This window comes from Sanguibacter gelidistatuariae (assembly GCF_900096585.1).
GTDB classification, from domain to species: Bacteria; Actinomycetota; Actinomycetes; order Actinomycetales; family Cellulomonadaceae; genus Sanguibacter; species Sanguibacter gelidistatuariae.
In genome coordinates, this window is the sequence record NZ_FMYH01000001.1 from 327,267 (window position 1) to 340,984 (window position 13,718).

At 71.0% G+C, this 13,718-nt stretch carries 13 protein-coding genes; 10 read left to right on the top strand and 3 right to left on the bottom strand.

Features of this window, described 5'->3' with window-relative positions; genetic code table 11:
- The first annotated feature begins 1 nt into the window (after position 1).
- The 5 genes from BLQ50_RS01470 to BLQ50_RS18760 all read left to right on the top strand — a co-directional run bounded on the left by BLQ50_RS01470 (position 2) and on the right by BLQ50_RS18760 (position 4,325).
- The gene (locus tag BLQ50_RS01470) at positions 2-502 is read left to right on the top strand and encodes a hypothetical protein (protein WP_093180652.1); all 501 of its coding nucleotides are present in this window, start codon (positions 2-4) and stop codon (positions 500-502) included.
- Between the two features lie 60 nt (positions 503-562).
- Entirely contained in the window at positions 563-2,020 is a 1,458-nt protein-coding gene (locus tag BLQ50_RS01475) for a flotillin family protein (protein WP_093180654.1), read from the top strand.
- 80 nt (positions 2,021-2,100) lie between these two features.
- Entirely contained in the window at positions 2,101-3,126 is a 1,026-nt protein-coding gene (locus BLQ50_RS01480) for a phosphotransferase family protein (protein WP_245700827.1), read from the top strand.
- 91 nt (positions 3,127-3,217) lie between these two features.
- On the top strand, positions 3,218-3,754 hold the full coding sequence (locus tag BLQ50_RS01485; RefSeq protein ID WP_093180656.1) for a gluconokinase: 537 nt from the start codon (positions 3,218-3,220) through the stop codon (positions 3,752-3,754).
- A gap of 103 nt (positions 3,755-3,857) precedes the next feature.
- Positions 3,858-4,325, top strand: coding sequence for a DivIVA domain-containing protein (locus BLQ50_RS18760; protein WP_139185738.1), 468 nt, complete (start codon positions 3,858-3,860; stop codon positions 4,323-4,325).
- Between the two features lie 39 nt (positions 4,326-4,364).
- On the opposite strand, the gene BLQ50_RS01495 is transcribed toward BLQ50_RS18760, so the two are convergent.
- A complete protein-coding gene (locus BLQ50_RS01495; protein WP_217629068.1) occupies positions 4,365-5,462 on the bottom strand; it encodes a VIT1/CCC1 transporter family protein in 1,098 nt (365 codons plus the stop codon).
- Positions 5,463-5,608: 146 nt separating this feature from the next.
- Here BLQ50_RS01495 and BLQ50_RS18490 point away from each other — a divergent pair, with 146 nt between their 5' ends.
- From BLQ50_RS18490 to BLQ50_RS01515, 4 genes are all read left to right on the top strand, one after another.
- Positions 5,609-6,535, top strand: coding sequence for a M15 family metallopeptidase (locus BLQ50_RS18490; RefSeq protein WP_093180660.1), 927 nt, complete (start codon positions 5,609-5,611; stop codon positions 6,533-6,535).
- A gap of 87 nt (positions 6,536-6,622) precedes the next feature.
- On the top strand, positions 6,623-7,225 hold the full coding sequence (locus tag BLQ50_RS01505; RefSeq protein ID WP_093181611.1) for a class I SAM-dependent methyltransferase: 603 nt from the start codon (positions 6,623-6,625) through the stop codon (positions 7,223-7,225).
- A 67-nt stretch (positions 7,226-7,292) separates the two neighbouring features.
- Positions 7,293-7,649, top strand: a complete 357-nt coding sequence (locus tag BLQ50_RS01510) for a nucleotide pyrophosphohydrolase (RefSeq protein WP_093180662.1) — start codon at positions 7,293-7,295, stop codon at positions 7,647-7,649.
- 2 nt (positions 7,650-7,651) lie between these two features.
- A complete protein-coding gene (locus BLQ50_RS01515; protein WP_093180664.1) occupies positions 7,652-8,698 on the top strand; it encodes a DUF2804 domain-containing protein in 1,047 nt (348 codons plus the stop codon).
- Positions 8,699-8,885: 187 nt separating this feature from the next.
- Here the strand turns inward: BLQ50_RS01515 and BLQ50_RS01520 are convergent, their stop codons facing one another.
- Positions 8,886-9,869 carry a glutathione S-transferase family protein gene (locus BLQ50_RS01520; RefSeq protein ID WP_093180666.1) on the bottom strand — a complete coding sequence of 328 codons (984 nt, stop codon included), beginning with the start codon at positions 9,867-9,869 and terminating at the stop codon, positions 8,886-8,888.
- Positions 9,870-10,014: 145 nt separating this feature from the next.
- Between BLQ50_RS01520 and BLQ50_RS01525 the strand changes: the two genes are divergently transcribed.
- Positions 10,015-10,506 carry a DUF4234 domain-containing protein gene (locus BLQ50_RS01525; RefSeq protein ID WP_175558974.1) on the top strand — a complete coding sequence of 164 codons (492 nt, stop codon included), beginning with the start codon at positions 10,015-10,017 and terminating at the stop codon, positions 10,504-10,506.
- 90 nt (positions 10,507-10,596) lie between these two features.
- Here the strand turns inward: BLQ50_RS01525 and BLQ50_RS01530 are convergent, their stop codons facing one another.
- Complete coding sequence (locus tag BLQ50_RS01530; protein WP_175558975.1) at positions 10,597-13,710, bottom strand: AAA family ATPase; 3,114 nt, start codon at positions 13,708-13,710, stop codon at positions 10,597-10,599.
- Positions 13,711-13,718: the final 8 nt, after the last annotated feature.

Sequence of the window (13,718 nt, forward strand, 5' to 3'; positions counted from 1 at the left end):
GATGACAACGTTCATCATCATCGGCTCTATCGGGCTGTGCCTCCTCGTCGTGTCGATGATCCTGGGCGAGCTCATCGACTTCGGCGACGGCACGATCTCGGGCACCTCGCTCGGGGTCGGCGCCGTCGTCTTCGGTGCGCTCGGCGCCATCGCAACGGCCAACGACCTGCCCACCTGGACCGCCTACGCTGGCTCGGCCGTCGCGGCCGTTCTCGTGGTGATCCTCGTCCAGCGGCTCGTCAAGAGCCTCGCGGACACGGAGGACGGGACCGCGCGGCCCCTCGCCGGGCTCGAGGGCGTGGCCACCTCGCGAATCACCACCACAGCCGGCGAGGTGTCCCTCGACGGCGAGCTGGAACGCCGTCTGGCCTGGGCCAACCAGGTGATCACCGAGGGCACCCGGATCGTCGTCGTCGAGGAGACCCCCGGCCGCGTCCTGGTCGCGCCCCGCTGGCCCAGCGCCAGCTCGACCACGCCTCGACGCTGGCCTCAATCCACCTGACCGACCGTAGTGCAGCCATCCACCCCTCGCGGAAGGAGCCGCCCTCCGGGGCGACAACTCATGACTGACCAGACGATCACCATCATCGCCATCGCGGCCCTCGTCATCGCGTTCTTCGCGGTGCTCATCTTCATCGCCAACCGGATCCGCCGAGTGCCACCCAACGAGGCGCTCATCATCGTGGGCCGCGGAGCCGGCAAGAAGATCTCCGAGGAGGGCGGCCAGCGGGTCGTCGTCGGGGGGCGAGTGTTCGTCTGGCCGATCCTCCAGCAGGGCTTCTCGATCTCCCTCGAGCAGCGCCAGATCGGCATCACGGTCGAGGGCGTGGACAAGAACCGCATCAAGATCGCGATCAAGGCGTCCATCAACTTCAAGGTCCGCGGCGACGAAGAGGGAGTGCGCCGGGCCGGTCAGCGCTTCCTCTCCCAGCAGGGCACGCTGACCGAGATCATCAAGGAGTCCCTCGAGGGGTCGCTGCGATCGATCGTCGGCGACATGACGATCGAGCAGATCATCTCCGACCGCAAGGGCCTCTCCGACCGGGTTGTCGACTCGACCAAGACGGACCTGTCAGAGCAGGGCCTGCAGGTCGACCTGCTCAACATCTCGGACATCTCCACCCCGGGATCGGACTACCTCGCCAACCTGGGACGCGCCGAGAACGCCCGCGCGCGCCAGGTGGCCGAGGTCTCCGAGGCCGAGGCGCAGCGAGCCTCCGAGTTCGCCGCGATCGAGGCCCAGGAGCAGGTCGCCGAGCGCCGCAAGGCCTTCGAGCTCAAGCAGGCGACGATCAAGGCCCAGACCGACCGCGCCAACGCCGAGGCCAACGCGGCCGGCCAGCTCGCCCGGGCCGAGCAGGACCGCCTCGTGGCGACCCAGCAGCGCGAGGCCCTCGCCGAGCAGGCCAAGGTCACCGAGGAAGAGCTCGACATCTCCATCCGCAAGCCCGCCGAGGCGGACGCGTACGCAACCGTCCAGCGGGCAAATGCCGAGCGTGACGCGGCCAACGCCGCGACCGAGGCCGACGCGTTCAAGCGCACGACCATCGCCCAGGCCAACAAGACGGCGGCCCTGCAGGACGCCGAGGCCAACGCCGAGGCGGTGCGCCGCGCCGGTGAGGCCGAGCGTGACCGCCAGGTCGCCCTCGCCGTCGGTATCCGCGCCGAGGGTGAGGCCCGCGGTGCGGCGACCGAGGCCGAAGGGCGCGCCGAGGCGATCGCGATGGACGCCAAGGCCGAGGCGCTCAAGAAGTACGGCGAGGCGGCCCTCGTCCAAGAGCTCATCGAACGCCTCCCGGAGATCGTGCGGGCGGCGGCAGAACCGATCGGCAACATCCAGGGCATGACCGTGATCTCGACCGACGGTGCGTCTGCCATCACCAAGAACGTCGCCTCGGTGCTCAGCGAGGGCCAGGGCGTCATCAAGCAGCTCACGGGCGTCGACATCAACCAGCTCATCGCCAACCTCGCGGGATCCAAGCTCACTGGATCATCGACGCCCTCCGGGCCGTCTGCCTGACCGATTCCCGTGCCCTGACCGGCAGCGCCAGACCAGGAAAGTCCCGCCGGTCAGGGCACGCGAGGTGCCAGAATGGTCCCGTGACCACGACGCAGACCGCTGCCACCGACCTGACCGACATGACCACCCGGCTCGCCCGAGTCGTCGCCCCGCTCGCGCGCGACCTCGGCGCTCTTGAGAGCATCGAGCGCCTTGAGGGCGGCATGTTCGCCACGACGTACCGGCTGACCTTCGCCGGCGGCGGCCGCGCGGTCGCGAAGATGGCACCGACCGACTCCGGCCGCCTCATGCGCTACGAGCACGGCATCCTGGGCACCGAGGAGCTCGTCTATCGCCTCGCCTACGGGCGCCCCGAGCTGCTCATGCCCACCGTCCTGCTGTCCGACTTCAGCCGCGAGCACATCGAGACCGACATCCTCGTCGTCACCCACCTGGACGGCGTGCCGTGGCGGAGCCTGACCGAGCAGACGCCCGAGCAGCAGGCCACGATCCGGACCGGCCTGGGCAGGTTCATGGCCGCGTTGCACACCGTGACCGGCACCCGCTTCGGCTACCCCGCAGCGCCCACGCTCCAGGGCGACACCTGGCCCGAGGCCTTCGCCGTGATGTTCGGTGCCCTGCTCGACGACGCGGCCACCTGGGGATCTGACCTCCCCACCGAGCGGATCATCGCCGCCGTCGCGCGCCACGAAGAGGCCCTCGCACTCGTCGAGACACCCCACCTGATCCACACCGACCTGTGGGAGGGCAACATCTTCATCGACCCTGACACTCTGGCGATCACCGGGATCATCGACACCGAGCGCGCGTTCTGGGGTGACCCGCTCTTCGAGTTCGTCGGCGCGGACCAGGTCGGCATCGGGCCGGTGCCGGCGTCCCTCGCCGACAGCTACCGGGGCACCGGCGGCGACCTCGACGTGACCGAGCCGCCCCGCGCGGGTGCTCTGAGCCCGGCCGACGCCCGGCTGCTGCTCTACCGTGCCTACATGTACACCGTCATGCTCGTCGAGCCGGCGCCGCGCGCCTACTCGGGCGACTGGGTCGCCGCCCAGAACGCGGACCTGACCACCAAGCTCGGCGCGACGCTGGACCTGCTGCTCGCCTGAGCCGGTCCGCCTGCCCACTCTGCCTACCCACCCCGCACGCCCGCACCGACCCTCCGCGCCGCGCTCATCCGCGCCCGCGTACGCTGGCGCCATGTCGACGAAGCCTCACACCCGCCCCGCCACCCCGACGCACCTCGTGGTCATGGGCGTCTCCGGATGCGGCAAGTCGACGATCGGCATGCTGCTGGCTGACCGCACCGGCGCGCTGTTCATCGACGCCGACGACCTGCACCCCGAGGCCAACGTCGAGAAGATGCGCGCGGGCACCCCGCTCGACGACGAGGACCGCGCGCCCTGGCTCGCCGAGGTCCGTGACACCATGTCCGCGATCGCCGACGCCGGCGGGTCGAGCGTGATCGCCTGCTCCGCCCTGCGCCAGACCTACCGCGAGGTGCTCGCCCACGCGGTCGGACGGGTGCGGTTCGTGCACCTCGACGTCCCGGCCGAGGTGCTCGCCGGCCGCGTGGAGGCCCGCGCCGACCACTTCATGCCCGCCTCGCTGGTGACCTCCCAGCTCGCGACCCTTGAGACACTCGGCGACGACGAGGACGGCGTCGTCGTGCCCATGACGGGCGATCCCGACGCCGTCACGACCGCCGCGCTGGCAGCGCTGGCCGGGCAGCGGTAGACGGTCAGCGCATCAGCTGACGGCCGCGCGAGCTCGCGGGACGGTGCGAGGCGGGGCGGGACGGGGCGAGGTGCGGTGCGGTGCGGTACGGTACGTTCTGGGGATGCTGAGGGCAGACGAGATCCTGAAGAAGCAGTTCCCGGCGACGAAGTTCCGTGAGGGGTACGAGGCGTCCGCCGTGGACGACTTCCTCGACACGGTCACCGAGACGCTCCGCAGGTACGAGTCGGGGACGGGTCGGGCGCCGGACAGCCTCACGGCCGACCAGGTGACCGTCCAGAAGTTCGCCGCGACGAAGTTCCGTGCGGGCTACGGCGTCGACGCCGTCGACGACTTCCTCGACGAGATCACGGCGACGCTCCGCGGCTGGGAGAGCGGGGCTGCCGGCGCGCCGGTCCCAGCTGAGCCGGGCGTCTCGCTCGATGCCCTCGTCACCGAGCTCCAGCGGTCGATGGTCCTCTCCGGCGCCCAGCGCAGCCTCCCGGTGCTCGTCGAGATGCCCGACGGCCGGCGCCTCGCGGTCCACGACGTCGTGGTCGTCGACGGCCACGCGGTCGTCCGCGTCGGCTGACGGCAAGCCGCGCGCCGTCGCGCCGTCACCGTCGCCTTCTCACCCCACCGCCGCCCCGAACACGAGGCCGAGCGCGTACGTCGCCCCGGCGGCGCCGAACCCGATCGCGAGCTGGCGCAGCGCCCGCTTGACCGGCGACGCCCCGGAGAGCACCCCGACGGTCGCGCCGGTCAGGCACAGCGCGATACCCACCAGGCCGGAGCCGACGACGATCGCGGTGAGCCCCTCCGCGCCGAACAGGTACGGCAGCACGGGGATGAGCGCGCCCGACGCGAAGAAGCAGAAGCTCGACGCCGCCGCCCCGAACGCCGTGCCGATCGCCTCGTGGTCGCCCTCGGCGCCGTCGGGTGCGATGACCGTAGACGCGGAGAACGTCGCGATCACCGTGTCCGCGTGTGCCTGGGCCTCCTCGGCGGTGAGCCCGCGCGCCCTGTAGACCAGGGCGAGCTCGTTCACGTCGACGTCGAGGTGCCCGATCGCAGCAGCAGCCTCCGGGCTCGGGTTGGCGGCCTCGAGCAGCTCGCGCTGGGAGCGGATGGACACGTACTCCCCGGCGCCCATGGACAGCGCACCGGCGAGCAGCCCGGCCAGGCCGGACAGCAGCACGGTGGCCTGGGATGCACCCGAGGCCCCGATCCCGAGGATGAGCGCGAGGTTGGACACGAGCCCGTCGTTGGCGCCGAAGACCGCCGCACGGAACGTCCCCGACATCCGCATCCGGCCGCGGGTCGCCAGCCCGCGGACCACCTCACCGTGGATCCGCTCGTCGGCGGCCATCGCGGCGGTCGCATCGACGTCGGCGTCGTAGGTGGACCGGGCCTCGGCCTGCTGGGCGAGCGCCAGGACGAACACGCCCCCCAAGCGGCGGGCGAGCAGCCCCAGCCCGCGGGTGCGCCAGTGTCCGCGCAGCGGGCGCCCCACGTGCGGCCCCAGCAGCGCGAGCCAGTGCTCTTGGTGCCGCTTCTCGGCCTCGGCGAGGGCGAGCAGGATCTCCCGCTCCTCCCCAGTCCGACGGGCGGCGAGCTCGCGGTACACGGCGGCCTCGGCGCGCTCGTCGGCGAGGTTGCGGCGCCAGCGGCGGATCTGCCGCGATGTCGGCGTGGGGTGCACTCGGGCGGTCTCAGGCGGTGTCGTCACGGCTCCAGTGTGACAACCCTCGCCCGAAACGCAGTTCGGTCGACCGCACGCGCCGCGCAGGGGCGGCCCAAGACGCGCGTTCGTCGTCGTGAGCGCTCACCCTAGGGTGTGAGGAGATGTCGACCAGCGACTCGTGAGGAGCCGACATGACCCGGACCCGGCGGCTGCGCCTGTGCGCCCTCCTCGGGGCGCTCGCCCTCGGGGGTGCTTTCGCCAGCACCAGCGCCCCCGCGAGCTCGCCCGAGATCGCCGCTCAGCGGGCCGAGACTCGTGCACAGGACGCGCACTACCGTGCCGAGCAGCAGGTCGCGGTGCAGTCTGAGACCGCCGAGCGGCTGACGGCTCGCGGAGCCGCTGAGACCGCCATCGCCGAGCGCCTGACCGAACAGCTCCTGGTGGACCGGGCGGCGGCAGAGCAGGCCGTGGCCGAGCAGGCGGCTGCGGATCAGGCTGCCGCAGACCAAGCTGCTGCGGACCAGGCCGCCGCGGATGCCGCCAAGAAGGCGGCCGCCGACGCCACCGCACCGGCCGCGCGTGCAGACCAGCCGTCACCTGCGCCGTCGGCCACCACGCCACCCGCGCAGTCTGCCCCCGCGTGCGTCAACGACTCCACCTACACCGGCCCGCCGTTCTACACCTCACCGCCGTCGACGGAGGGCGACGGGTCCAACGGCAACATCCCGGCCTCGGCGATGACCCAGCTGACCTGGGGCTTCGACACGGTCGGCACGCCTCAGTACCTCGCGCACCGGGCCGCCGTGTCACTCGATCGGCTCAACAACTCCTATCGAGCGGCCTTCGGCGGGGACCTCGACCTGGACCTCACGTACCGCTCTTACGCCGAGCAGGTCCGGATGCGAGAGGCGTTGGGCACGATCGCCACCACGCCCGGCACCTCGACCCACGGCACCGGTCGGGCCCTCGACCTGCCCGAGTGGTCGTGCTACGCCTTCGGCTCCGAGCGATACGTCTGGCTCGTGAAGAACGGCCCGGCCTTCGGGTGGGTCACTCCTGCCTGGGCGCGGCAGGGCGGCGCCAATCCCGAATACTGGCACCTCGAGTACACCGGCTGAGGCCGCCGGCCTACGGTCGAAGGTCCCGACCCTCCCGCGGAGGCCGACCTACAGTGAAGAGTCCACCCGGCGATGAAAGGTCTCACCATGCGCACCCCCACACTCTGGGAGCAGAACCTCGAACGCAACCCCAGCCACTCGCTCTGGTACCTCGAGCGGATGCGGTCGTTGGCGGCCGGGGGCAAGGACCTTGCGGGCGAGGCTCGGACCATCGACGCCATGGTCCCGCGCGGCGCCCGCGTGCTCGACGCCGGCTGCGGGCCTGGGCGGGTTGGCGCGGCTCTCGTGGCGCTCGGGCACACCGTCGTCGGCATCGACGTAGACCCGGTCCTGATCAATGCCGCGATCGAGGACCACCCGGGGGTGCGGTGGCTCGTAGGGGACCTCGCTGAGATGGACCTCGCAGCCCACCAGGTCACCGAGGGCTTCGACGCGATCGTCTGCGCTGGGAACGTCATGACCTTCCTTGCCCCGGGGACGCACGTCACCGTGCTCGAGAACATGCGGCGCCACCTCTCGCCGTCGGGCCGGATCGTGGTGGGCTTCGGCGCCGGGCGCGGCTACCTCACGAGCGCGTTCCTGGACGATGTCGCCTCAGCCGGGCTGGCCGTGGACGCCCTGTTCTCCACGTGGGACCTACGCCCCCACAACGAGGACTCCGACTTCCTCGTCGCGGTCCTCAGCTCCTGACGTCTCCGTCCCCGATCGGACAGCTCCGGACGGCACAGTTCCCGATCGGATTCAGTAGGGTCTGAGGATGACCGACCTCACCACCTTCACCGCAACCGTCCGCGCCTTCTCGACCGAGCGCGACTGGGGACAGTTCCAGGACCCCAAGTCCCTCGTCCTGGCCCTGATGGGCGAGGTCGGCGAGGTCGCCGAGCTGCTCCAGTGGGTCCCCGCGGATCAGGCGGTCGCGACCTTCGAGGCTCCCGACCGCCGCGAGCGCATCGGCGACGAGCTCGCCGACGTGTTCATCTACCTCGTGCGCCTGGCCGACGTCCTCGGGGTGGACCTGGGTGCAGCCGGTGAGGCCAAGCTCGCGCGGAACCACGAACGGTTCCCGGTCGACGGACACGCGAGCGTCGTCGGCGTCGCGCCGCACAAGGCCTGATCATGACCGACACCCACGCGGCCCACGAGGTCCCCGAGGCCTTCGAGCTGGAGATCACCACCCCCGTCGTGCTGTGCCGACCCGACGGGCGGCTCGACCCGCTCGCGGCGGGCTGGTCACGGACGCCGCTGCACCGCACAAACCTGCCGGGCGGCATCGGGCGCGCGGGCGCCTGGGGACGCAACAAGCGCTGGGAGTACTGGGGGATCATCACCCCCACCCACGTCGTCGGCCTGACCGTCTCGAGCCTGGACTACGCCGGGGTGCACCAGCTGTGGGTGCTCGACCGCGAGACCGGCGAGGTCGTGGACCAGTCGGTCATTGCGCCCTTCGCCGCCGGGACCATGCTCCCGCACAGCCTTCACACGGGAACCGTCACTGCCCGACGCCGCGGCTTCGCCGTCGAGATCACCCCGGGACCGGCGTCGGTCCGGATCCAGGCGGCGACCGACCGGGTCCGCCTCGACCTCACCGTGGAGATGCCGGTGGGCCATGAGTCGATGTGCGTAGTCGTGCCATGGAGCGCGCGACGCTTCCAGTACACGGTCAAGGACCCGGCGCTGCGGGTCAGCGGACGGCTGAGGATGGACGGCATCGTGGTCGACGTACCCGCCGACGACAGCTGGGCGGTCCTCGATCACGGGCGCGGGCGGTGGCCGTACTCGATGGTGTGGAACTGGGGGGCGGGGTCCGGGGTGGTCGGTGGTCGCACGGTCGGCCTGACCATCGGCGGTCAGTGGACCGTGGGGACCGGGGCGACCGAGAACGCGCTCGTCGTCGACGGCCGGGTGCACAAGCTGCACGACGAGCTCACGTGGACGTACGACCGCGAGGACTGGATGGCGCCGTGGCGGGTCACCGGGCCGCGGGTGGACCTGACGTTCACCCCGTTCCACGAGCGGGTCGCGGTGACGAACCTCGTGGTGCTCGCGGGCGAGACCCACCAGTGCTTCGGCCACTGGTCCGGGCACGTGGTCGACGACGCCGGCACCCCGGTATCCGTGGACGGCCTCGTCGGCTGGGCCGAGGAGGCCCGGAACCGCTGGTAGGTGGCCCCGGTAGGTCGGGACGCCCCTCCCCCGCCCCCTTTACCCCCACCCCCGCACCCCTCCCGATAGGTGCCCGATTACCGCCCCGTTTCACGGTGAAACCAGGGCGGGAATCGGGCACCTATCGGGAGGGTGATGACGTGCGGGGGTGCGGGGTTGGGACTGGAGGGGCGGCGATCAGCGGCGATCAGGGGAGCGGGGCGGGGGCGGTGCCGTCGCCGAAGGGGCGGCCGCCGAGCGACTCGCGGCCGTGCGCCGTCGTCCAGCCGGCCAGGTCCGGGCCGACGGGGACGATCCCGGAGGGGTTGAGGTCGCGGTGCACCACGTAGTAGTGGGTCTTGATCTGGTCGAAGTCGACCGTCTCACCGAAGCCGGGGGTCTGGAACAGGTCGCGCGCGTAGGCCCACAGGATCGGCATCTCGGTGAGCTTGGACCGGTTGCACTTGAAGTGCCCGTGATAGACGGCGTCGAAGCGGACGAGGGTCGTGAAGAGGCGGACGTCGGCCTCGGTGATCGACTCGCCCATGAGGTAGCGCTGCGACGCAAGGCGCTCAGAGAGCCAGTCCAGCGCAATCCACAGCCGGGCGTAGGCCGCGTCGTAGGCCTCTTGGGTGCCGGCGAAGCCGCAGCGGTACACGCCGTTGTTGACCTCGGTGTAGATCCGGCGCATGACGGGGTCCATCTCGGCACGCAGGTGCTCGGGGTAGAGGTCCGGGGCGCCCTCGCGGTGGTAGGCGGTCCACTCGGTCGAGAAGTCGAGGGTGATCTGGGCATAGTCGTTGGTGACGACCTTGCCGGTAGTCACGTCGACGATCACCGGGACAGTGATACCCCGGGGGTAGTCGGGGTCGTAGGCGAGATAGGCCTGCTGGATCCGCTCGATCCCCAGGACAGGGTCGACGCCGCCCGGGTCGAGGTCGAAGGTCCAGCTGTCCTTGTCGTGAGTGGGCCCTGGCATGCCCAACGAGATGGCATCCTCGAGGCCGAGAAGTCGGCGGACGATGATCGTCCGGTTGGCCCAGGGGCACGCCTTGGCCGCAATCAGACGGTAGCGTCCCGCCTCCACGGGAAACCCGTCCCGCCCGTCCGCGGTGATCCGGGTCTGGATGTAGTTCGTGTCGCGAGTGAACTCTGTGCCGGGGACGGAGTAGACGCCATTCTCATTGCTCATTCAACTAGTCTGCCGCAGAATGCTGCCATTTGCAGTCCTCCCACGGGTCGACACGGGTGAATCGGAGACAGGTGCCCATGAGGATCTGCGTAAAGCGTGCGAACACCTCTTCCCAGGCTTGACCGCTGCCCGCTACTGTGGGCGCGTGACCTCACCCAACGACTTCACTCCGCCGCCCTCGGGCCCCGGTGCTGACTACTCTTCCGCCGGCTACGGGTCGGCTCCCGCAACTGGCTACGGCGCCTACCCGGTCGCAACGACCCCGTATCCCGGCGCCTACCAGAATGGCCCCTCGGGCAAGACCCGGTCCCCGATTGGCGTCTTCCTGCTCTCGATCATCACCCTCGGGATCTACGGGATCGTCTGGTACTACAAGGTCAACGTCGAGCTCAGGAACTTCAACTCCTCGATCCGAGTCAACCCGACCAACATGATCTTGCTGTATATCTTTGTGCCGTACTTCTCCTACTTCTCGATCTACTGCACGGGTCAGCGGATCCAGCAGGCCCAGGCCGCGGCCGGCCTCCCGACGAACACGTCGCCCGGGATCGGTGTGCTCCTCACCTTCCTCATCGGCGGGCACACCTTCTACTACCAGGACGCCCTGAACTCGATCTGGCAGTACCGCCAGGCCTGAGTCCTAGCCTCATTCGACGGGCCGTGCACCCACCGGGGCGCACAGCCCGTCGACGTGTCTGCCGCCCCGCATTCGCACCAGATGCTGTTGTCAGCCGGCGCGGACGGTCAGGGTGCTCGACCCGTCGGGAAGACGGCGGACGGAGATGCCGTCGGCGATGGTCTGCTTGAGCGCCTCGACGTGCGAGACCACCCCGACCACCCGGCCGCCGGCCCGGAGACGGCCGAGGATCGCGAGGACCGAGTCGAGCGTCTCGGGGTCGAGGGAACCGAAGCCCTCGTCCACGAACAGGGTTCCCAGGTCCACACCGCCGGCCTCGGCCGTGACGACGTCGGCCATGCCGAGCGCGAGGCACAGGGAGACGTAGAACGTCTCACCCCCGGACAGCGAGCTGGGCAATCGCGGGACTCCGGTCTGGTGATCGAGGACCCGCAGCGCGAGCCCTACCTTCGTGTTGCCCTTGACCTCCTTGACGTCTGAACGGACCAGCTCGTACCGCCCGTCCGACATCGTCGAGATCCGCGAGTTGGCCGCCGCGACGACGTCCTCGAATCGGCGCATGAGAACAAACGTCGCCAGGGTGAGCCGGGTGGCATTGTCCGCGGACACGCCGCCCGCCAGGTCCGCCATCCGCACGACCGGCTCGGCGGTCACCTCGACCGTCTCGAGCTGGGCGCTCGCGCGGGCGAGCACCGCCGCGTCCCGCCCCGCGTCCTCGACCGTGCGTCCGGCCAGCGCAGCGGTGACCTGGGCCTCGTGGACTGCGGTCTCGGCCGCTGTCTCCTCGGTGCGGACCGCCTCGAGGTCGACGTCGACGACGTCCGGCAGTGCGACGATCCGCTCCTCGGCCAGTCCGGCCCGCACCCGGTCGCGAGCCGCCCGATAGGCGGCCACGACCTGCTCGTGCCCCGCGACCCGATCCTTCGGGAGGACCGCGGCGCGGGCCGCCTCCGTGCTGTCGAAGGTGTTGTCCACAAGGCTGCGATCAAGCTCATCCCGGCGCTGACGGTGCCCGGACCAGGCGGTGACGGCTTGGTCCGCAGAGGTGAGCAGCGCGTCGACGGCTTCGACCCGCCCCGTGAGGTCTGCGACGACCTCCGTAACCGTGCGCGCCCCAGCCGCCGTGGAGATCTCCTCCTCGTCGGAGGCAAGGTCTGCGCCGTCGTGGTCCAGGCGGGCCCGGTCGGTCGCGGCCTGCTCCACGCGTACGGCGTGGTCGGTGCGCAGCGCCGTGGTCTCCAGGTCGAAAGCCTCGAGGTCTCGGGCGGCGGCGGCAGCCTGGTCGTGCGCGGCCGTCGCGGCCGTGACCGCGACCTGCGCAGCGGTGAGCTCGGCGGCCGCCGTGACGAAGTCGGTCCCCGCGATGGATTCTCCTGTCGTGGCGAGCCGGTCTGCGAGGCGCGCGACGAGCTGGTCGGCCGCCGCGAGGGCAGCTTCGCACTCCTGCCGGGCGGCTTCCGCGGCGTCCACGGCTGCCTGGTCCACATGGTCCGCACCGAGGCGTGCCGGTTCCGGGTGTTCCGCCGAGCCGCAGACCGGACACGGTGTCCCCACATCGAGGTTGGCCGCGATCTCGCCCGCGATGCCCGCTATCCGGGCGCGGCGAACGTCCCCTTCAGCGTCGACCGCTTGCTGGGCGAGGACGCCCATGGCCGACCGGGCGCTCAGGGCCGCGTCGTGCTCGGTCGTGAGCAGCTCCAGGCGGGCGAACGTCTCCACGAGCTCGCGGGCCGACGTCAGCCGGGCGGTGCGCAACGGCAGGTCCGCCGCGAGCGCGCGTGCCGTGTCCCGGGCGGTCTCGAGCTCGAGGTGGCCTGCTGGCCGCGCGGCGAGCGCGGTCCCCAGGTCAGCGATCGCCGCGCGTTGGGTGACCAGCGCGAGCGCTCCTGCGGCCAGCTCCGTCCGCCGTCTCGCGAGTCCCGCCTCGACCAGCAGCAGCCGGTTGAGCAGCGCGATCTGCCCGGCGTCCTCGTCCCGTCCCTGACGCAGCGCCGACCGGGCTTGCTCACGCGACCCGTCATGGGTGCCGGGTGCGGTATCCGCGGCAGCGCGATCAACGCCGTCGGCACCGCCGACAGCACCGGGTTCGAAGTCGTCCCGGCCGACGGTGAGGGCAGCCGGGACCTCGACGACCGATCGAGCCCGCTCCAGGTCGGTCTGCAGGCGCGCCGCGGCGGCCTCGGCCGCGCCCCGGGCGACCACCTCGGCCGTGATCGACGGCTCGACCATGGCTCCGCGACGAGCGGCAGTGAGCGCAAACTCCAGGTCCTGGACCTCTTGCGCCCGCCTGTCGAGCACCTGGTTCTCGGCGAGCAGAGACTCTCGGCGTGCCGCGGTCTCCACGAGCTGCTTGGCGCTCTCGAGGTCCACCCGGGCGGCCCTCAGACGGGTTCGCGCGGCGGCCTCGACGAGGGAGTGCTCCTGGGCGGCGGACGCCAGTGCGGCCACGTGCTCGTCGGCGAGCTTGGGTGCGTCGCGGGTCGAGGCCCCCCGCAGGATCTCCTCGTCCTCGAGGCTCAGCGACGCACCGACGATGAAGGACTCGACCGCGCTGCTCACCTGCGCCCGGGCCGCGGTCAGCTGATGCTGGGCGGACGCACGCATGGACGCGAGCTGCGTCTGGGCCTTCTCGTAGATCTCGGTGCCGAACACCTTCTGCAGCAGCCCCCGCCGGTCCTCAGGGTTGGCACGCAGGAAGTTCGCGAACTCGCCCTGCGGCAGCACGATGGTCTGCACGAACTGGCTGCGGTCAAGCCCGATGATCCTCGTCAGCTCGGCCCCGGCCTCGTCGAGACGATTGGCCAGGAGCTCCCCGCTGTCCCCGGGGTCCCCGAGCCCGGCGGCGACCTCGTCCCCGGTGAGCCGCCACAGCTTGATGCTGGCCTGCTGCTTGGTGGTGCCGTCCCCGCGCTTCTTCGGGCGCAGCCGCTCGGGCGTGCGCACAACCCGGAACACGCCGGCCCCGGTTTCGAAGGTGAGGTCGACGAAGGACTCGGTGTCGTCAGAAGCGTAGGCGGAGCGCAACCGGTCCTCGCTCGCGGCCGCCGAGGCGACCCTGCCATAGAGGGCGAAGACGACCGCGTCGATGAGCGTCGACTTCCCGGCTCCCGTGGGTCCCTCGAGCAGGAAGATCCCCGAGTCCGCCAAGGCCGCGAAGTCGACCGTGTGCCGGCCAGCGAAGGGGCCGATCGCCTGCAACGTCATGGAATGGA

Bases quoted from the DNA above. Each gene is read 5' to 3' on its own strand.
- BLQ50_RS01470 (WP_093180652.1), top strand. From the start codon at position 2: ATGACAACGTTCATCATCATCGGCTCTATCGGGCTGTGCCTCCTCGTC.
- BLQ50_RS01475 (WP_093180654.1), top strand. From the start codon at position 563: ATGACTGACCAGACGATCACCATCATCGCCATCGCGGCCCTCGTCATC.
- BLQ50_RS01485 (WP_093180656.1), top strand. From the start codon at position 3,218: ATGTCGACGAAGCCTCACACCCGCCCCGCCACCCCGACGCACCTCGTG.
- BLQ50_RS18760 (WP_139185738.1), top strand. From the start codon at position 3,858: ATGCTGAGGGCAGACGAGATCCTGAAGAAGCAGTTCCCGGCGACGAAG.
- BLQ50_RS18490 (WP_093180660.1), top strand. From the start codon at position 5,609: ATGACCCGGACCCGGCGGCTGCGCCTGTGCGCCCTCCTCGGGGCGCTC.
- BLQ50_RS01505 (WP_093181611.1), top strand. From the start codon at position 6,623: ATGCGCACCCCCACACTCTGGGAGCAGAACCTCGAACGCAACCCCAGC.
- BLQ50_RS01510 (WP_093180662.1), top strand. From the start codon at position 7,293: ATGACCGACCTCACCACCTTCACCGCAACCGTCCGCGCCTTCTCGACC.
- BLQ50_RS01515 (WP_093180664.1), top strand. From the start codon at position 7,652: ATGACCGACACCCACGCGGCCCACGAGGTCCCCGAGGCCTTCGAGCTG.
- BLQ50_RS01520 (WP_093180666.1), bottom strand. From the start codon at position 9,869: ATGAGCAATGAGAATGGCGTCTACTCCGTCCCCGGCACAGAGTTCACT.
- BLQ50_RS01530 (WP_175558975.1), bottom strand. From the start codon at position 13,710: ATGACGTTGCAGGCGATCGGCCCCTTCGCTGGCCGGCACACGGTCGAC.